This window comes from Thalassospira sp. CH_XMU1420-2 (genome assembly GCF_037029325.1).
GTDB classification, from domain to species: domain Bacteria; phylum Pseudomonadota; class Alphaproteobacteria; order Rhodospirillales; family Thalassospiraceae; genus Thalassospira; species Thalassospira povalilytica.
The window spans coordinates 269,627-287,677 of the sequence record NZ_JAYMEG010000001.1; the positions used below are offsets into that span (position 1 = coordinate 269,627).

The 18,051-nt window shown below is 55.9% G+C and carries 14 protein-coding genes; 9 read left to right on the forward strand and 5 right to left on the reverse strand.

What is annotated here, in order from left to right; translation table 11 throughout:
* Nucleotides 1–25 precede the first annotated feature (25 nt).
* Together WA429_RS01310 and WA429_RS01315 are read right to left on the reverse strand one after the other, a co-directional pair.
* Nucleotides 26–499, reverse strand: a complete 474-nt coding sequence (locus tag WA429_RS01310; RefSeq protein WP_228194759.1) for a hypothetical protein — start codon at nt 497–499, stop codon at nt 26–28.
* A 150-nt stretch (nt 500–649) separates the two neighbouring features.
* A complete protein-coding gene (locus WA429_RS01315) occupies nt 650–2,692 on the reverse strand; it encodes a sensor histidine kinase (RefSeq protein WP_228194758.1) in 2,043 nt (680 codons plus the stop codon).
* Between the two features lie 560 nt (nt 2,693–3,252).
* Between WA429_RS01315 and lepA the strand changes: the two genes are divergently transcribed.
* Both lepA and WA429_RS01325 read left to right on the forward strand, forming a co-directional pair.
* Nucleotides 3,253–5,058, forward strand: a complete 1,806-nt coding sequence (gene lepA / locus WA429_RS01320) for a translation elongation factor 4 (protein WP_114112000.1) — start codon at nt 3,253–3,255, stop codon at nt 5,056–5,058.
* Nucleotides 5,059–5,193: 135 nt separating this feature from the next.
* The gene (locus WA429_RS01325; protein WP_287464471.1) at nt 5,194–5,658 is read left to right on the forward strand and encodes a heme-degrading domain-containing protein; all 465 of its coding nucleotides are present in this window, start codon (nt 5,194–5,196) and stop codon (nt 5,656–5,658) included.
* A gap of 36 nt (nt 5,659–5,694) precedes the next feature.
* Here WA429_RS01325 and WA429_RS01330 read toward each other — a convergent pair whose 3' ends face one another.
* Nucleotides 5,695–6,039, reverse strand: a complete 345-nt coding sequence (locus WA429_RS01330) for a winged helix-turn-helix transcriptional regulator (protein WP_287464470.1) — start codon at nt 6,037–6,039, stop codon at nt 5,695–5,697.
* A 105-nt stretch (nt 6,040–6,144) separates the two neighbouring features.
* On the opposite strand from WA429_RS01330, the gene WA429_RS01335 reads away from it, so the two are divergent.
* Both WA429_RS01335 and WA429_RS01340 read left to right on the forward strand, forming a co-directional pair.
* Nucleotides 6,145–6,465, forward strand: coding sequence for a nuclear transport factor 2 family protein (locus tag WA429_RS01335; RefSeq protein ID WP_287464469.1), 321 nt, complete (start codon nt 6,145–6,147; stop codon nt 6,463–6,465).
* 44 nt (nt 6,466–6,509) lie between these two features.
* Entirely contained in the window at nt 6,510–7,307 is a 798-nt protein-coding gene (locus WA429_RS01340; protein ID WP_287464468.1) for an SDR family oxidoreductase, read from the forward strand.
* A gap of 8 nt (nt 7,308–7,315) precedes the next feature.
* Here WA429_RS01340 and WA429_RS01345 read toward each other — a convergent pair whose 3' ends face one another.
* Complete coding sequence (locus WA429_RS01345) at nt 7,316–7,714, reverse strand: GFA family protein (RefSeq protein WP_287464467.1); 399 nt, start codon at nt 7,712–7,714, stop codon at nt 7,316–7,318.
* A 40-nt stretch (nt 7,715–7,754) separates the two neighbouring features.
* Nucleotides 7,755–8,777, reverse strand: coding sequence for an NAD(P)/FAD-dependent oxidoreductase (locus WA429_RS01350; protein ID WP_170310180.1), 1,023 nt, complete (start codon nt 8,775–8,777; stop codon nt 7,755–7,757).
* A gap of 242 nt (nt 8,778–9,019) precedes the next feature.
* Between WA429_RS01350 and tsaE the strand changes: the two genes are divergently transcribed.
* From tsaE to addA, 5 genes are read left to right on the forward strand one after another with little or no spacing between them, the layout of a single operon-like run.
* Nucleotides 9,020–9,496: a tRNA (adenosine(37)-N6)-threonylcarbamoyltransferase complex ATPase subunit type 1 TsaE gene (gene tsaE, locus WA429_RS01355; RefSeq protein ID WP_101246503.1), complete on the forward strand. Its 477-nt coding sequence runs from the start codon at nt 9,020–9,022 to the stop codon at nt 9,494–9,496.
* Nucleotides 9,493–10,620 (forward strand): aminoglycoside phosphotransferase family protein, encoded by a 1,128-nt coding sequence (locus tag WA429_RS01360; RefSeq protein WP_101246502.1) that lies wholly within the window; start codon nt 9,493–9,495, stop codon nt 10,618–10,620. Before tsaE ends, WA429_RS01360 begins: the two co-directional genes overlap by 4 nt.
* On the forward strand, nt 10,617–11,378 hold the full coding sequence (locus WA429_RS01365; protein ID WP_101246501.1) for a nucleotidyltransferase family protein: 762 nt from the start codon (nt 10,617–10,619) through the stop codon (nt 11,376–11,378). The genes WA429_RS01360 and WA429_RS01365 overlap by 4 nt, the downstream gene beginning before the upstream one ends.
* Nucleotides 11,378–14,581 (forward strand): double-strand break repair protein AddB, encoded by a 3,204-nt coding sequence (addB, locus tag WA429_RS01370; RefSeq protein WP_287464466.1) that lies wholly within the window; start codon nt 11,378–11,380, stop codon nt 14,579–14,581. Before WA429_RS01365 ends, addB begins: the two co-directional genes overlap by 1 nt.
* The gene (gene addA / locus WA429_RS01375; protein WP_287464465.1) at nt 14,578–18,042 is read left to right on the forward strand and encodes a double-strand break repair helicase AddA; all 3,465 of its coding nucleotides are present in this window, start codon (nt 14,578–14,580) and stop codon (nt 18,040–18,042) included. Before addB ends, addA begins: the two co-directional genes overlap by 4 nt.
* Nucleotides 18,043–18,051 lie beyond the last annotated feature (9 nt).

Sequence of the window (18,051 nt, forward strand, 5' to 3'; positions counted from 1 at the left end):
GTGATAAACGCCGACCGGACAATATTTACCGACCCGGCCGTTTGCGCAGGATGGCATATTCTTCCTCGTCCAGATCAAGCGCAATCAAATCGGGACCGTTGGTATAGACATGCCATTCCATATCGGTGTCGTCGCATTCGATCGTCAACTGATCCATCATGGTGTTCCAGGCGCACCGTTCGCGATCATCGTCGGCTTCAAGGCGGCCTTCGCCATTGTCATAAAGATGCATGACCAAAAGCTGTTCATCTTCATCAATTGAGTAGATGGCATATGTTTCGTTTGCGAAACGGTAATTGATTTCCCGGCCGTCCAGTCGTCTCCAGCCGCGGGGCAACGGTTCACCCGGTTCATGTTCGGCAAAGAAATAGGCCAGTTTTTGCATGTGGCTGTTATTCATGGTGCGCATGTCCGAGCCACAGGCGCTTATGGTCAATGTACCGAGCATCACAAACAGGATGCCAAGACGGGGGCGGGACAGGGCCGAAAATCTGAACATGCGTCACTCCATTGCCACAACAGGGCAGCTTTTTCCCGGCAGCCCCGATACCCCGTTATCAAAGCAATATGCTTGCCATCCGGTGTGACGTTCTGGCGATGCGACGTATTTCTGGAGCCTTCGGGATGCCCCGGCGGGGCAATTTCCCGATCAGTCCGGCCGGTTGACCCGTAATGTAAAGATGATGGTCGTGCCCGGGTCGCTGACCGGACGGCTGGTATCAAGCCAGATACGACCGCCATGCTGTTCCACGATTTTCCGGCATAATGACAAACCAAGTCCCGTGCCGGAAAATTCATCCTTGTGAAGGCGCTGGAACAGCCGGAAGATGCGTTGTGCATGTTCGGGATGAATGCCAATCCCGTTATCGCGGATCGAAAACCGCCAGAAATCACCCATGACCGGGTCCGGTTCGACGGTGATTTCGATATGCGGCGGCACGCCCTGACGGCGGTATTTGATGGCGTTCGACAGCAAATTCTGGAACAGACGCGACAATGCGATCCTGTCGCCCTTGATGATCGGCAAATCGTCATGGGTAATGGTGGCATGTTCCTGACTGATCACGGCTTTCAAATCGGCCTGTGCTTCGTTCAGAACAAGATTGCAGTCGATTTCGGTGAAATCTTCGCTGGTGCCGGTTTTGGCATATTCAAGCAGATGACTGATCAGCTTGTGCATCCGTTTGGCGCCATCAACGGCATAATCGATATATTCGTCGGCTTCCTGATCAAGGGTTCCGCCATAACGACGTTTAAGCAACTGGGTATAGCTTGCCACCATGCGCAATGGCTGCTGCAGGTCATGGGATGCAACATAGGCAAACTGTTCAAGATCTTCGTTACTGCGCTTGAGCTGATCAAGGGTATCACGCAACTTGTTGGCGTTTTCGACAAACTCGGTCACGTCGCGCGCACTGGCAAAGATCATGCCGTCGATCGGCCGCGTACCGCGCCAGGCCAGCCAGCGCACCTGGTTGTGATGGTCACGCACGCGCAGTATGGAATTGCCGTCCCCGATCATATGTGCCGGGCCGCGGTCACGAAACGCGGTCATGGCAGATTGCTGATCATCCGGCTCAAAGATCTTGAAGAAATGTTTGCCGATCACTTCATGCAATTGCAACCCGACAAGCTCTTCGAGTGCCGGACTAAAGCCGCGTAAAATCCCGTCCTGATCAATTGCGATGGATGGTTCGGGCGTGTGGCGCAAATAGGTTTCAAACGGATGGCAAAGTTCCTGATGGCTTGCCGTTTCAAGCAGCAAAACCGAAATGGTTTCGTGATCATCTTCCTGAACGCGTTGCGCCATCAGATAGAAACGCTGCAACTGGCTCCCCGAAACCCGCAGATCGACCATCGCGCCAATCCGCTCGTCGGGCCATTTGTTCTGAATAAGGGGGCCCTGCAATTTGGCCCTTGATGCCGGCGACAGCCGATCAAGGAAATCGGTCATGAACGGCCCAACTGTTTCGTCGGTGGGGCCAAGGATTTCCGGCCAGTTCAATTGCGTGGAAAGCCTGCCATCATTGCTTTCGACCGGCCAGCTGATGACAGCACATCCGCATTCCGAAAGCGTGTTTTCCGTTTCGCTGAAATGCTCCGTCAGGTTGATCGCCCGCAGATGCTGGCGTTTAAGGCGCTGCCAAAGCCAGATCGACAATCCGCACATGATAACCAGCGCCATGACAAACATCAGGGCATGCAGGATGATGGCTTCGCGCCAGCTTTCCATCAGGATGCTGCGCGGCGTATAGGCCACCACAATGCGGTCAAGTTCGGGCAATTTGCTGTATGCCAGAACCATGACCTGCTGACCGTGCACGCAAATCAGCGAATCACGATCATTATTCTGATGGCTGATATAGTCAGCCAGATCACCGATCAGATGCGGCGGGATAAACCCCTTGATCTGATTAAGGTCCTGATCAAGAACCCCGACGGTGATGGTGGAATTGTCATTCACGATCTGTTGCAGATCGACATCGTCATGTTGCAACAACATCGAGCCCAGCCGGTAGGCCGTTGCTTCAAGCTGGGCACTGGCATGTTCAACCGCACTGTCATAAAGCGTCTTCTGAATAAAGAAGAACGAAAACAGCAAGACAAACACACCCGTAAGGGTCAGGGCCGCCAGCCTTTTGCGCAATTTCACCAGGCTGCGCCGTGACAGGGACGGCTCGATCGACGTCATGAACATGTTCTTCGCGTATCCCCGGCTGTCCCTGTCAGGAAGGTTGTTGTTTTTACTCTTTAAAACCTATGTTCTTTTCATGCGGTTGAAAAGATGACAAACAGATGAATTCATAGGTACTGCAAAAGAAAAAGCCTTCAACTGTGCCTGTTTGCGTGATCGGGCGATGCTTTGGCACCTGGTCGCGGTGTTCTGTTGATATGGGGTGCGTGTCTGGCATGTGAATTCGTTGGGCCGCAAACACAACACAACGCTTCTAATTGCGGGCAAAAACCCCTATAAACCCGCTGGTGATTGATCCGGAAAATTGAAAATGCGGTTTTCTGACGGATACGACGATCACGCAAGGCGGGTTTTCCTGTTTATGCCAGTCCGGTAACCGGATGTGATCCTACCTTTGAGTCGCCGCCACACAGGCGTGCAGACCGGGATGGATCGCAATGGGAAAGCTTGTTGATTGTGTGAATCGTAACCGCCCGGTTCGGGGGGATCACACCAAATCGAAACACATGTGCCACGCGGCGAAATGCCAGCCAATTTTAGTGCCAGAAGCAGCCAAAATGACTGACCTTAAGAACATTCGTAACTTTTCGATCATTGCGCATATCGACCACGGCAAATCGACCCTGGCCGATCGTCTGATCCAGTTGACCGGTGGCCTGACCGAACGTGAAATGGCCGATCAGGTTCTCGATTCGATGGATATCGAACGTGAACGCGGCATCACGATCAAATCACAGGCCGTGCGTTTGAAATACACCGCCAAGGATGGGCAGGAATATACGCTCAACCTGATGGATACGCCGGGCCACGTGGACTTTGCCTATGAAGTATCGCGGTCGCTTGCGGCGTGTGAAGGATCGCTTCTGGTGGTGGATGCCGCCCAGGGTGTGGAAGCACAGACCCTTGCCAACGTTTATCAGGCAATTGAAAACAATCACGAAATCGTTCCGGTATTGAACAAGGTCGATCTTCCGGCTGCCGAACCCGACCGCGTAAAGGAACAGATCGAAGAAGTCATTGGCATTGATGCATCCGAAGCCGTGATGATTTCGGCCAAGACCGGCCTTGGCGTGCCTGATGTACTCGAAGCACTGGTGCATCGTCTTCCGGCACCGACCGGTGATGCGGATGCCCCGCTTGAGGTCCTTCTGGTGGACAGCTGGTATGACACCTATCTTGGTGTGATGATTCTGGTGCGTGTGAAGGAAGGGACGCTCAAAAAAGGGCAGAAAGTCCGCTTCATGAACGCCAAGGTCACCCATCAGATCGAACGTGTCGGCGTCTTTACGCCAAAACCGCTTGCCCTTGATGAACTGGGCCCGGGCGAAGTCGGCTTTATCAATTGCGGCATGAAAACCGTGGCAGAATGCGAAGTCGGTGACACCATTACCGAAGAAAAGCGCCCCTGTGCCAAGCCGCTGGCCGGTTTCAAACCGTCCATCCCGGTTGTGTTCTGTGGCATCTTCCCGGTCGATACCAGCGAATATGAAGTGCTGCGTGATGCGCTTGAAAAGCTGCATCTCAATGACGCATCCTTCCAGTTCGAACCGGAAAACTCGACCGCACTTGGTCTTGGTTTCCGCTGTGGCTTCCTGGGTCTGCTTCATCTCGAAATCATCCAGGAACGTCTGGAACGTGAATTCGAGCTTGATCTGATCACGACCGCCCCGTCGGTGTCCTATAAGATCACCATGAGCAAGGGCGAAGAAATCCTGCTTCATAACCCGGCAGATTTCCCGGACGTCACCAAGATCAAGGCGATTGAAGAACCGTGGATCAAGGCATCGATCATGGTGCCCGATGATTATCTTGGCGGCATCCTGACCCTGTGTACCGAACGCCGTGGTGTGCAGCTTGACCTGACCTATGTCGGTAACCGTGCGATGGTGGTCTACAAGCTGCCGCTTAACGAAGTGGTGTTTGACTTCTATGACCGCCTGAAATCGATCTCGCGCGGCTATGCAAGCTTCGACTACGAGATCGCCGGCTATGACGAAAGCGATCTGGTCAAGGTTTCCATCCTTGTGAACGAAGAACCGGTCGATGCGCTGGCATTGATGGTTCACCGTTCGGCTGCTGAATATCGTGGCCGCGAGATTTGTAAACGTCTCAAGGACCTTATTCCGCGCCAGATGTTCCGCATCGCCATTCAGGCCGCCATCGGCGGCAAGGTGATTGCCCGTGAAACCGTATCAGCCCTGCGTAAGGACGTGACGGCAAAATGTTACGGCGGTGACGTTTCGCGTAAACGTAAACTTCTGGAAAAACAGAAGGCCGGTAAGAAAAAGATGCGTCAGTTCGGCAAGGTCGAAATTCCGCAATCGGCCTTTATCAATGCGCTCAAGATGGGCGACGATAAATAAGCTGAAATTACGATATCGAAACAAAGGCTGTATCCAATTGCGGATGCAGCCTTTTTTCTTTGCTGTTTCCATCAATGCCAAAGCCGCGTTATGGATGAAGCAAGATCATCAAACACCGTTGCCAAGGAGCCGTCCATGGATCTCGACCTTCTCGCCCGTCAGGAAGAAAAGCTGGTCTTTGATCGCTTTGACGAGGATACGGCATGGGCCATCGGCTCAAATCTGGTTGCGGTCGCGCGTGCCCAGAATGCGCCTGTGGTGGTTGATATCCGAACCCCTGACCGCACACTGTTTCATGTATCCTTGCCCGGTGCCAAACCGGCCAATGACGCCTGGGCGCGTCGCAAAAGCAACCTGACCTTGCGCGAACATGAAAGTTCAATGCGTTTTGGCATGGCTCTTAAGGCCAAGGGCAAGACGCTGGCCGATCACGGGATTGATTTTGCCGATTTCGCCGATCATGGCGGCAGTTTCCCGATCCGGGTTGCCGGTGTCGGGGTCATTGGTGCGATTACGGTATCTGGACTGGCATCGCACGAAGATCACGGCATGATTGTTGATGTTCTGGCAGCCTATCTGAAAACAGACCCCGGTCTCTGACCCGCGGTGCAGACCCGTTCTGCCAAGGACAAGCTGTCAGCTTTCTGCTTCCGTTGTAGCCGGGCGTGCTTCTGCCCATTTCAAAAGTGCATCCAGTGCAGGGCACAATGATTGGCCCCATTCGGTCATGCTGTATTCCACCTTGGGCGGGACTTGCGGGTACACCTTGCGCTTTATGATGCCGTCGGCTTCAAGTTGTCGTAACTGCTGGGCCAGCATTTTTTGTGAAATCGCCGGAATAAGACGTTCAAGGTCGGAATAACGCTGCGTCTTGCCACCGAACAGGTGAAACAGGATCACCAGTTTCCATCGACCTTCGAGCATCCGCAGAATGGCCTCGACATCAGATGCTGCACTATCGGGTGTGTATTGTTTCCCCATTTCCTACCTTACGCTCACTAACTTACTTTTAAGTGCGTACTTCACAAAAAGTAAGTTAAGGCAAAATATCGCGGTCTGACAATCATCCAATCAGGAGTCCAGACCATGAAACCGATCCTTCCATCACCGATCGATCGATATTTTTCCGGAAAGCATGACGGGTCCTTTGATCTGCGGGCGTTTTCCAATGACGCTATCGTTCATGACGAAAGCAACACACATCGTGGCCATGCGGAAATCAACGCCTGGCAGGCCGCAGCACGACAAAAATACGACTTCCACGCCGAACCCCAAGAACTGACCAACGATGCAGACGACGTCATTGTGCGCGCCAAGGTGTCGGGAAACTTTCCCGGCAGTCCAGTGATGCTTGATTACCGTTTCACGCTTTGTGACGGGCTTATTCACCGTCTTTCAATTTCATAGTCACAGCTGCCAACAGTTTTAACGAGTTGATGAAAGCGATGAACATGACCAGGCATCAATCGGGTTTCGACCGGGAATTCGCCGGCAAAACAGTTGTGCTGACCGGCGGAACCCAAGGGGCAGGCAAGGCCATTTACGACCGGCTTAAAACTGCGGGTGCCGACATTTTGACTGCGGGTCGGTCGTCAAAGCCCGATGATCTGGAACACGGGCCATATATACAGGCCGACCTGACCGATCCGGCCGATGTCAAAAGGTTTGGTGAGGCCGCATTATCGCACTTTGGGCATGTGGATATTCTTATTCATGTTGTTGGGGGCTCAACCGCGCCGTCGGGCGGATTTGCGGTCATTGATGATGATATCTGGATGCAGGAATTAAACCTGAACCTGCTTTCTGCTGTCAGGCTGGATCGCTTCATATTGCCCGCGATGATCAGGAACGGGCAGGGTGTTGTTTTGCATACGTCATCTATTCAACGCCAACTGCCACTTCATGACGCAACCACGGCTTATGCCGCGGCCAAGGCGGCTTTGACGACATACAGCAAATCCTTGTCAAAGGAGGTTGGTCCCAAAGGCATCCGCGTCAACAGCATCGCCCCGGGCTGGATATATACCGATGCGGCCAAGGCGATGGTATCGCGCATCGCAAAGGGCGGAAACATGACCGAAGATGCCGCCAGGCAATCTATTCTTGATGCTTTGGGTGGTATTTCGCTGGGGCGGCCGGCTGTTCCGGATGAAATTGCCGAACTGGTGGCATTTCTGGTGTCACAACGCGCATCGGCCATTCATGGTGCGGAATATACGATCGATTGCGGCACGATCCCGACCGTTTGAATTGAATATCAGTCGATATGTTCGATATCGGGATCAATTCCGGCAAAGCTTTCAAGGGCGTTACGCATCCACAAATGTTTGCGGGCCTTGAACGGGCGCGGGTCGTCAAAGCTGCCAAGCCGGATGTCGATGGTGCTGTCATTGGCGCCATTCCGCCAGGTGATGCTTGATCCGCATTTCGGGCAAAATCCGCGAAACTTGCCTGGCGAGCTTTCATAATCGGTGGGCTTCCCATCCCACGTCACAGAACCGGTCGCAAAGGTGACAAAGGTCGAAACCCCCGAACCGCTGTCTTTCCGGCACATGTCGCAATGGCAATGATTGCCGCCAATCGGATCACCAGAAGCAACAAAGCGCACCGCGCCACACAGACATCCACCGGAATGGGTTGGATTATGCGTGGTCATGGTGCGCTTTCCTGAAATGGTGGTTTTGGACCGGCTTCGATTATTCGTTGGGAACACCCGTGGTGGTCGAATATTCGAAGTGGAATTCCTTGTCCGGGAACAGATAGGAACGCGCCGCGTGGATTGCGCTGGCACCTTCGGCAAAGCCCGAAAGGATCAGTTTCAGTTTATGTTCATAGGTCGCGATATCACCGATCGCGAAAATGCCCGGAACCGATGTCTGCATCGTACCCTGGGTTACGCCGATATGGCTTTTATCAAGGTTAAGGCCCCAGTCGGCAATCGGACCAAGTTCCATGGCAAGGCCAAAGAACGGCAGAAGGTGATCGGCTTCCAGTTCGCGCTCTTCGCCCTTAAGCGTCGCGACAACCACATGTGACAGATTGCCGTTTTCACCCTTAAGGCCCTTAAGCTGATAGGGGATGACCATTTCGATCTTGCCGGCTTCTGCCAGTGCCTGAAGCTTTGCGCTGCTGTCGGGCGCGGCGCGGAATTTCGGGCGACGGTGGACAACCATCACCTTTTCGGCGACATCATGAAGCGACAATGCCCAGTCAACGGCCGAATCACCGCCACCGGCAATCACAACCTTCTTGCCGGCGAAATCGGCACGACGTTTGACGTAATACTGAACGCCACCGGAACCCTCGTAATCTTCAAGGCCATCCATCGGCGGCTTGTTCGGGCCAAAGGCACCGCAACCAGCGGCAATCACGACCGCACCGGCGTCAATCACCGTGCCGGTATTGGTTTCAAGCGTGAAACGGCCATCGTCGCGTTTTTCAAGTTTGATGACCTGCTGGCCCAGGTGATAGGTCGGCTCGAACGGCTCGGCCTGTTTGGCCAGCTGATCAATAAGGTCCTGACCGGCAATCTGCGGATGGGCCGGGATGTCGAAAATCGGCTTTTCCGGGTAAAGGGCGCTGCACTGGCCGCCAACCATTTCAAGCGCATCAATCACATGGGATTTAAGCCCCAGCATACCGGCTTCGAAAACCGCAAAAAGCCCGACCGGGCCTGCGCCAATAATGGCAATATCTGTGCTGTTTGATGCGTCTGACATACTTATTCCATCCAACTAAAATCAAGTTTGGGCCAGGTCGCGACCTTTGCCCGACGATCTGCGGGAAAACTGTTAGCTGCGAAATAGCATCTGGGGGCATTTATCGCAACGTAAACCGGGCAAATTTGCCATGTGCGGCCTGTTTTGCTGTGCATGCAATCGGGATTTTGTAAAATCATTGCGAAGGGACGGTCAGTCACCCTACAACAGAACAAACAGATCCCATTCAATGAACGGATATCATGAGCAAGACAGTCACTGTCAGTGATCAAACCGGGACCGAAGCCTTTGCCACGCGCCTTGCCGCCATCGCCAAGCCGGGTGATGTGATTTTGATGCATGGCACATTGGGCATGGGCAAAAGTGCGTTTTGCCGGGCCTTCATCCGGGCCGTTGCCGATAATCCGCATGAAGAAGTCCCAAGCCCGACCTTCACGCTGGTTCAGATTTACGAACTTGATCGTCTGCCGGTCTGGCATTTTGATCTCTATCGCCTGTCTGACCCCGAAGAAATCCACGAACTCGATATCGAGGACGCCTTTGCCGATGCCGTCAGCCTGATTGAATGGCCCGACCGGCTGGAATATCTGACCCCGGAAAACCGTCTTGATATTCATATCGAACCCGGATCAACCCCCGATGGGCGGGTGTTCATCCTTGAACCAAGCGGGGATGACTGGGTGAAGCGCATTGATCAGCTGGCAGGGGACGGGGTATGAGCCGCGCGACCCCCGATCAGGAACGCCGCAATTTCGAACGCCAGGATTTTCTGGTGTCGTGTGGCTGGCAAAATGCACAGGTTTCCCCGCTGGTCGATGATGCATCAGCGCGCAAATATTTCCGGCTTGAACGTCGTCATGACACGGCCCTTTTGATGGATTTCCCGCCCAGTGCGATCCATGTCGATCCGCATGGCATTTACGATGATCCCGAACGCCCGGCATCGGTTGCCCCGGTTCTGCATACGACGCCGCTGTTTGAACGTGCCGGTTGGCGGGTGCCGCACATCCAGGCGTCCGATGAAAAACGCGGTCTTGTCCTGATCGAGGATTTTGGCGATATCACCTTTACCCGCGCGCTTCAGGCCGGGGCCATGATGGATGGGACAGGCAAGGACGGGCTTTATCTTCGTGCGGTCGAACAACTGATCATTCTGCATCGCTTCTGCGATGGTGGTGGCATGCAAGACAGTGGCCTTGTCCAGTATGGCCCGGATAACTTCCGCAAGATGCTGGCCAGTTTCAAGAATGACTATCTGCCACTGATCATTGACGACGAAGCCAGGCGCGCCGACGCAATTGCCGCATTTGACCGGTTACTGGATGATGTATTGCCGATGTGCTGGCAGGCGGGTGAAGTGATTATTCATCGTGATTATCATGTCGATAACCTGATGCTGGTCGAAAATGGCGATGGCGGCGATGATTGCGGCATCATTGATTTTCAGGATGCCGCGATTGCCACGCGCCCCTATGATCTGGCGTCGCTTATGCGCGATGTGCGCCATGATATCGGCCCTGATCTTGAAAACCGGATGAAGCAGTTTTATCTGGCGGCCTTTCCGAATGTTGATCATTCCGATTTCGAAACGTCATATGTGGCGACATCGATGGTTCGTAATTTCCGTATTCTTGGTCGGTTTGGCTGGCTTGCGGTCAAGGCCGGGAAAACGCGATATTTTGACTATATCCCGCGCTGTTGGGATCTGATCCTGCGCGGGGCGGGTGACCATTTGCCAGCCCTTGCAGACTGGGTCCAAACCCATATCCCCGAACCGGCACGTAAGGCACCCGATCTTGCGACAAATTTGGCCACCACCCCGACCCGAAAGGCGCATCCATGACCAGCAACAATCATCGCGCACAGGCAATGGTACTGGCCGCCGGTCTTGGCAAACGGATGCGCCCGATCACCGATACCATGCCCAAACCGCTGGTGCCGGTGGCAGGCAAGCCGATGCTTGATCATGTGCTTGATAAGCTGGCAGCGGCCGGGTTTGATCAGGCGGTGGTCAATTGCCACTACCTTGGCCAGATGATTGCCGATCATGTTGCGGCACGGGCGGCACCGATGGTCGTGACCTCGCCGGAAGTTGACCTTCTGGAAACCGGGGGCGGGGTGAAAAAGGCCCTGCCGTTGCTGGACCGTGAGGCGATCCTGATTGCCAATGCCGATGTCTTCTGGACCGAGGGACGGGAAGCCTTGTTTGATCGCCTGATCAGTGCCTTTGATCCTGATCATATGGATGCGCTTTTGGCGATCTATCCGGTGGCGGATGGATATGGCTATGATGGCGCCGGTGATTTCTTCTGGCAGGTTGATGGGCGGTTAAAACGTCGCGGCGACGCGGCAAGCGCGCCTTATTTCTTTACCGGGGTTCAGGTCCTGTCCCCGCGGCTGTTTGAAAACACCCCGGACGGGGCCTTTTCGCTGAACGTCGTTTATGACAAGGCGCTGGCAGAAGGGCGGTGTTACGGGCTTGTCCATGATGGCGGGCATTTTCATATCGGAACCCCCGAAGCCCTTTCGGACTCCGAACCGGTCATTGCCCGGGCGCTTGAAATCGAACGCGACAAACAAGCCGCAGCCGGGGGCAAGTAATGGCGGACCTATTTGATTACATGGACGCACCCGAATATCCCGATGATGGCGGCGCGGACCCGTTTGGCGGTGAAGAAGCGCTTGCGCAAAACCTGTTCTTTATCCCGCCGGGCGAAGCTTTTGCCGATCTGATCGCCAGGCAACTGATCGCAGAAACCGCTGATCAGCCAGTCGCCTTGCCCGATTATGTTTTGATGGTGCCCAATCGCCGGTCGGCCAAGGTGATGCGCGATGCTTTTCTGCGCCAATCGAATGGCGCGGTCACCCTGCTTCCGACCATCCGGCCACTGGGCGAGGCCGACGAAGACGAACTGGCGATCTATGGTGCCGGCGGGGAACAGGCGGCCCTTGATCTTCCGCCAGCCATTCCGGACCTGCAACGAAAACTGCTTTTGACCCGGTTGATCATGAACCGGCCCGATCACCGCGGTGAAAAACCGACCGCCGATCAGGCCGCCCGTCTTGCCGGGGAACTGGCCCGTTTCCTGGATCAGGTACAGACCGAAAACTGCGCCTTTGATGATCTTGAAGGCTTGGTGCCCGAAGAATTTGCCGAGCATTGGCAACTGACGCTTGAATTCCTGCAAATCCTGACCCTGCATTGGCCGGGTATTCTGGCCTCCCAGGATGTCAGTGACCGGGCGATGCGCCGCAATGCCCTGATCAAGGCGCAGATTGATCTTTGGGATGCCAATCCGCCACAAAACCCGGTTTTGATTGTTGGGTCGACCGGGCCGTTTCCGGCATTGCGTGATCTGATGCGTGCAGTTCTTGGGATGCCCAAGGGGCGCGTGGTTCTGCCCGGTCTGATGAAGGGGCTTAATCACGAAGACTGGGCCGCGATCAATGAGGACGCCACCCATCCCCAGCATTTGCTGGGCAAGACATTGCGCCATATCGGACGTCATGCCGACAGTGTGCTGCCATGGCCCGCACTAGGCGAAGAGTCGGATGCCACCATCGAACGCCGTCGTCTGGCCCGCGAAGCCCTGCGTCCGGCCAAAACCACCCATCACTGGCGGCATATCACGGGCTTTGCGCCTGATGTGCTTGATGGGGTGTTGCGTGTTGACTGTTCGGGTGCTCGGGAAGAGGCAACGACAATCGCATTGATGATGCGCGAGGCCCTTGAACATCCCGGCAAGACCTGTGCGCTGGTGACCCCCGATCGTGGCTTGGCACGCCGTGTTGCAACCGAGCTTCGCCGGTGGGAAGTTGAAATTGATGATTCGGCGGGTATTCCGCTTCATGACACGGCGCCTGCCATTTACCTGCGCCTTGTCGTGCGTGCGGTTCAGGAAGAATTCGCACCGGTTCCGTTGCTGGAGCTTCTCAAACATCCCTTGTCGGCTGCCGGTTTGTCGCCGGAAACATTCCGTGTTCTGACCCGACTTCTGGAAAAGGAAGTGTTGCGCGGGGCGCGTCCGGGCCCCGGACTGGATGGTTTGCAAACCGCCCTTGATGGTTGGCGTGACGAGGCTATCGAACGCCTGACGGCAAGCGGATCGGACAGTGCCCCGGCCCGGATTGAACGGATACGCGATGATCATGATCGGCTGTCTGATCTGGTCGCGCGTTGTGCGGCCTGTCTTGAAAGTCTGTCGGATCTGAATGCGGAAAAGGCCCTGTCGCCGGTTCATGCCCTGCGTTGTCATATCACCGCAGCCGAGGCATTGGCCGCAAGCGATACCCAATCGGGTGCAGACCGACTTTGGCGCGGCGAAGCGGGCGAGGCATTGGCCGATTTCGTGCATGAATTGCTGAATGCCCTGGGCGAGTTTGTGCCAATGCCGGGCAATCGTTATGGCGCGTTTCTCGATGCATTGATGGCTGATCGTGCGGTGCGCCCGCGCTATGGCAAACATCCGCGTTTGTTTATCTGGGGTACGGTCGAAGCCCAGATGCAACAGGCCGATCTGACCATTCTGGGGGGCCTGAACGAAGGCGTCTGGCCGCCAGAAGCCGGGGCCGACCCGTGGATGAGCCGCCCGATGCGCCGCAATTTCGGTCTTCCGGCCCCCGAACATCGGGTCGGGCAATCGGCCCATGATTTTCAGCAACTGTTTTGTTCGCCAGATGTGGTGATGACCCGCGCATTGCGTATCGAAGGCACGCCGACAGTACCGTCGCGGTGGTTGTTACGGATTGAAAACATTCTGCGGAAATCGGGTGTTTCGATGGAAAAATCCGATGCGGCCGACTGGCGTGCCTTGGCCGAAACCCTTGACGAGCCGACTGACGAAATGCGGATCAGGATCGGGCGTCCGGCCCCAAGACCACCGGTATCGGCCCGTCCGCAACGTTTGTCGGTAACCCAGATCGAAACATGGATGCGCGATCCTTATGCGATCTATGCCCGCCATATTCTGGGTTTGCGCAAACTTGACGGGGTTGATGAAGATCCCGGCGCGGCGGATTACGGCAATCTGATCCATGATGCCCTTGATCAATTCATTGCCCGCCATCCCGATCATTTGCCACCCGACGGCGAACAGGAATTGCTGATTATCGGGCACGAAGTCTTCCGGCCGCTGGCAGCACGCCCGGGGCTTTGGGCATTCTGGTGGCCGCGCTTTGAACGCATTGCCAAATGGTTCATCCAGACCGAAGCCACAAGGCGTGATGCGGTGCGCCGGTCCTATACCGAACAGGCCGGAACCCTCGATACCAGCAGCGGTTTTCAGGTCTATGCCCGGGCCGATCGTATTGATCAGCTTCGTGATGGTGGCATTGCGATCATTGACTATAAGACCGGTGCTCCGCCCAGTCAGGGGGACGTTGCCAACGGCTTTGCTCCACAATTGCCGCTTGAAGCCGCGATTGCCGAAAAGGGCGGATTTGGCGATGTGCCCGCCGGGCCACCGGCCAGCATGGCATTCTGGAAGCTATCGGGCGGTGATCCGGCCGGTGAAATTGTCGAGATTAATACCGCCCGCATGAAAACCACGCCCGCCGCCCTGGCGCACGAGGCCGTGGAAGGTGTGAATGGTCTGGCCGCAGCCTTCGCTGATCCCGACACGCCGTATCTGAGTGTCCCGCACCCGGATCACGCGCCGAAATATTCCGATTATGTGCATCTGTCGCGCCTGCGTGAATGGATGGGCAGTGAGGATATCGACGCCCATGCGGACGGTGCGGAAAATGGTGATGTTAGCGCTAAGATCGTTGCAAATCCTGATGCGGGAAAAGGGGAAAAGTCATGACCGAAATGCGCGGTACGGATCCCAATGTCCTGCAACGCAATGCGTCCGATCCAACTGCATCGGTGTGGGTGTCGGCATCGGCGGGGGCAGGCAAGACCAAGGTGTTGTCTGACCGGGTATTGCGGTTGATGCTGTCGGGCACCGAACCCCATCGCATTCTGTGTTTGACCTTTACCAAGGCAGCCGCCGCCGAGATGGCCAACCGTGTCAATGAACGGCTGGGCCGCTGGGCGACGATGGAAGACCGCGCATTGCATGATGATCTGGCCAATCTGGCCGGATCGGCGCCCAGTGCCGATGAAACCATCCGTGCGCGTCAGCTCTTTGCCCGTGTTCTTGATGCGCCGGGCGGGATGAAAATCCAGACCATCCACGCATTCTGCCAGTCACTGCTGCGTCGTTTCCCGCTTGAAGCGGGCCTTGCCCCGCATTTCGAAATCATGGATGACCGCACAGCCGCCGAAACCATGGCCGATGTGCAGGAAGAAGTTCTGGCCTTTGCCCGTACGGGGCGCGACGAAGATCTGGCCAAGGCACTTTCGGTTGTCACCGGACAGGTCCGCGAAGGCGCATTTGGCGAAGTCATGGGCGAACTGGCCCGCGAACGTGGCCGTCTTAAACGGATGCTGGCCAATCTGGGTGGGGCCAATCGCATGCGCGAAGCGGTCTATAAGGCGCTTGGCGTGCCGGTCGGTGTTAACGAGGAAGCCATTCTTGCCAAGGCGCTATCCGATGATGCCTTTGACCGTGACGGATTGATGCGCGGTCTTGCCGCCCTTGAAGCCGGAACCAAAACCGATAAGGCCCGTGTGCCGGCACTGGCGCAATTTTTGGAAAAGACCACGGTCGAAGACCGCTTGGCGGTGTTTAATGATTATCGCAGCGTGTTCTTTACGACCGCGGGTGAACCGCGCGCCAAACTGATCACCAAGGGGGCGGCGGAAAACCACCCGATGGGGGCCGATGCCCTTGAACAGGAATGTGCGCGTCTGATCGAAATTGACCGTCAGCGCAAGGCGGCTGCCATGGCCGGGGCGACATCGGCGCTAATTACCATCGGTAATGCGATGCTTGATCGCTATGCCACCAAAAAGGCGCTGCATGCGCGGCTTGATTACGATGATCTGATCCTGACCAGCTTGCAGCTTTTGCAACGTCAGGCCGGGATTGCCGGGTGGGTGTTGTTCAAACTCGATGAGGGTCTTGATCACGTCCTGATTGACGAGGCGCAGGATACCAACCCCGAACAGTGGGAAGTGGTGCGTATCCTGGCCGAGGAATTCTTTATCGATGCCGGTCGGCATGCTGATAAGCCGCGTACCATCTTTGCCGTTGGGGATGCGAAACAATCGATTTATAGTTTCCAGCGTGCCGATCCGGAAAAGTTTGCCGAAATGCGCCGTTATTTCCGCGAACGGGCAAATGAAATTGCTGCCGAGTGGCGCGAAGTGCCGATGAACATCTCCTTCCGCTCTACCGATGCGGTGTTGGGCACCGTGGACCGTGTCTTTGCCGGACCGGTGGCCAAGCAAGGGGTCGGGGATGATGGTGCGAATGTCGCCCATAGTCCGTTTCGCGTCGGGCAGGCAGGCCGCATTGAACTTTGGCCTGCGGTCGAGCCACAGGAACGTGCCCCCGAAGACCCGTGGACGCCACCGACCCGGATTGTACGCCTTGAAGACCCGGAAATCCGTCTGGCACGGGTGATTGCCGGGCGCATTCGCCATGCAATCGATGAAAAGGAAATCCTGACATCCCGCGGCCGCCCGGTGCGCGCCGGTGATTTCATGATCCTTGTGCGCCGTCGTACCGCGTTCGTTGACGAGGTCGTCAAGGCACTGAAAGAACGCAATGTTCCGGTCGCCGGTGTTGACCGTATGCAGATCACTGATCAGCTTGCAGTGATGGACCTTGTGGCATTTGGGCGGTTCCTGTTGATGCCCGAAGATGACCTGACACTGGCCGAGGTGCTTAAAAGCCCGTTGATCGGCTTGAATGATGGCCAGTTGTTTGAAATTGCCCATAACCGCCCAAGAACGCTTTGGCATGCCTTGCGTGAAAAGGCCGGGGCGGTGGATGACGGATCGATCTTTGCCCGTGCCTATGCGTTTTTGTTCAAATGGCTGGGCCGGGTTGATTACGAACGGCCGTTTGAACTATATGCCGAATTGTTGGGCGGGCGCGGTGGCGATGCGCGCGGTGTGCGGGCCCGTCTGGTCGGGCGTCTCGGGATCGAGGCCAATGATCCGATTGACGAATTCCTGAACCTTGCCATGGGTTATGAGGCCGATCACGCCCCCACCTTGCAGGGGTTCCTGCACTGGCTGATGGCCGGGGATGCCGAAATCAAGCGTGACCTTGAACAAAGCGGCCGCGATGAAGTTCGCATCATGACGGTGCACGGGGCCAAGGGTCTTCAGGCACCGATCGTGTTTTTGCCCGATACCATGCAAGTACCGACACAGGCCCCCAACCTGTTCTGGCAGGAAGACAAAAACCTGATGTTCTGGTTGCCGCGCGTCGCACTGGAAACCGATGTGGTGTCGCGTCTGCGCGATGCCATCGCCGTGAAGCGCGATCAGGAATATAACCGGTTGCTTTATGTTGCCCTGACCCGTGCCGAAGACCGGCTTTACATTTGCGGCTGGCAGGGACGGCGCAAGGCACCTGAACATTGCTGGTACAATCTTTGCCAACAGGCGATGGAAGGCTATGCCAAACCGGCCCAGATTGATCTTGGTGTCTATTCAGGTTCCGGCTGGTCGGGCGAAGGATGGATTTGGGAAACCGATCAGTCCGAAGAACCCAAACCCGACCGGGTTGAAACCGGTACGGCAACCCGACAAACTGCCGCGCGCAGCCTTATTCGGGCGGTCGCACCACAAGAATCCTTCCCGCCCAAACCATTGGCCCCCAGTCGGCCGCTCGAAGAAGAACCGGCCGTTCAATCGCCATTGGGCGGGGATCAGGGGCAAAGCTTCAAACGCGGCATTTTGATCCACAAGCTTCTGGAACTGTTGCCTGACCTGCCCGCAGATATGCGTCGCGGGGCGGCGGAACGCTTCCTGGCACAGCCTGTTCACGCGCTTGAACCGGATCAGCAGGCCGAAATTGCCGATGAAACCATCGCCATTTTCAACAATCCCGATTTTGCCCCGGTCTTTGCGCCGGGATCACGGGCCGAGGTGCCCTTGGTCGGTATTGTTGGCGGTGATGTGGTTTCGGCCCAGATTGATCGTCTGGTCGTGCGCGATGACGATGTCATGATCGTTGATTACAAGACCAACCGCCCGCCGCCACGTGATGTGGAAGGCACGCCAAAGGCATACCGTCGACAGATGTCGATTTACCGGGCGGCCCTTGCGCAAATGTATCCGGGCAAAAAGGTGCGTTGTTTCATTTTGTGGACCAACGGGCCATGGATGGTGGAGCTTCCCGACCATATTCTGACATTTGGCTGATCGGGATAA

Coding starts and splice junctions, on each gene's coding strand:
- lepA (WP_114112000.1), top strand. CDS start 3,253: ATGACTGACCTTAAGAACATTCGTAACTTTTCGATCATTGCGCATATC.
- addA (WP_287464465.1), top strand. CDS start 14,578: ATGACCGAAATGCGCGGTACGGATCCCAATGTCCTGCAACGCAATGCG.
- WA429_RS01345 (WP_287464467.1), bottom strand. CDS start 7,714: ATGACCACGCATAATCCAACCCATTCCGGTGGATGTCTGTGTGGCGCG.
- tsaE (WP_101246503.1), top strand. CDS start 9,020: ATGAGCAAGACAGTCACTGTCAGTGATCAAACCGGGACCGAAGCCTTT.
- WA429_RS01340 (WP_287464468.1), top strand. CDS start 6,510: ATGACCAGGCATCAATCGGGTTTCGACCGGGAATTCGCCGGCAAAACA.
- WA429_RS01315 (WP_228194758.1), bottom strand. CDS start 2,692: ATGACGTCGATCGAGCCGTCCCTGTCACGGCGCAGCCTGGTGAAATTG.
- WA429_RS01365 (WP_101246501.1), top strand. CDS start 10,617: ATGACCAGCAACAATCATCGCGCACAGGCAATGGTACTGGCCGCCGGT.
- WA429_RS01325 (WP_287464471.1), top strand. CDS start 5,194: ATGGATCTCGACCTTCTCGCCCGTCAGGAAGAAAAGCTGGTCTTTGAT.
- WA429_RS01330 (WP_287464470.1), bottom strand. CDS start 6,039: ATGGGGAAACAATACACACCCGATAGTGCAGCATCTGATGTCGAGGCC.
- WA429_RS01335 (WP_287464469.1), top strand. CDS start 6,145: ATGAAACCGATCCTTCCATCACCGATCGATCGATATTTTTCCGGAAAG.
- WA429_RS01360 (WP_101246502.1), top strand. CDS start 9,493: ATGAGCCGCGCGACCCCCGATCAGGAACGCCGCAATTTCGAACGCCAG.
- addB (WP_287464466.1), top strand. CDS start 11,378: ATGGCGGACCTATTTGATTACATGGACGCACCCGAATATCCCGATGAT.
- WA429_RS01310 (WP_228194759.1), bottom strand. CDS start 499: ATGTTCAGATTTTCGGCCCTGTCCCGCCCCCGTCTTGGCATCCTGTTT.
- WA429_RS01350 (WP_170310180.1), bottom strand. CDS start 8,777: ATGTCAGACGCATCAAACAGCACAGATATTGCCATTATTGGCGCAGGC.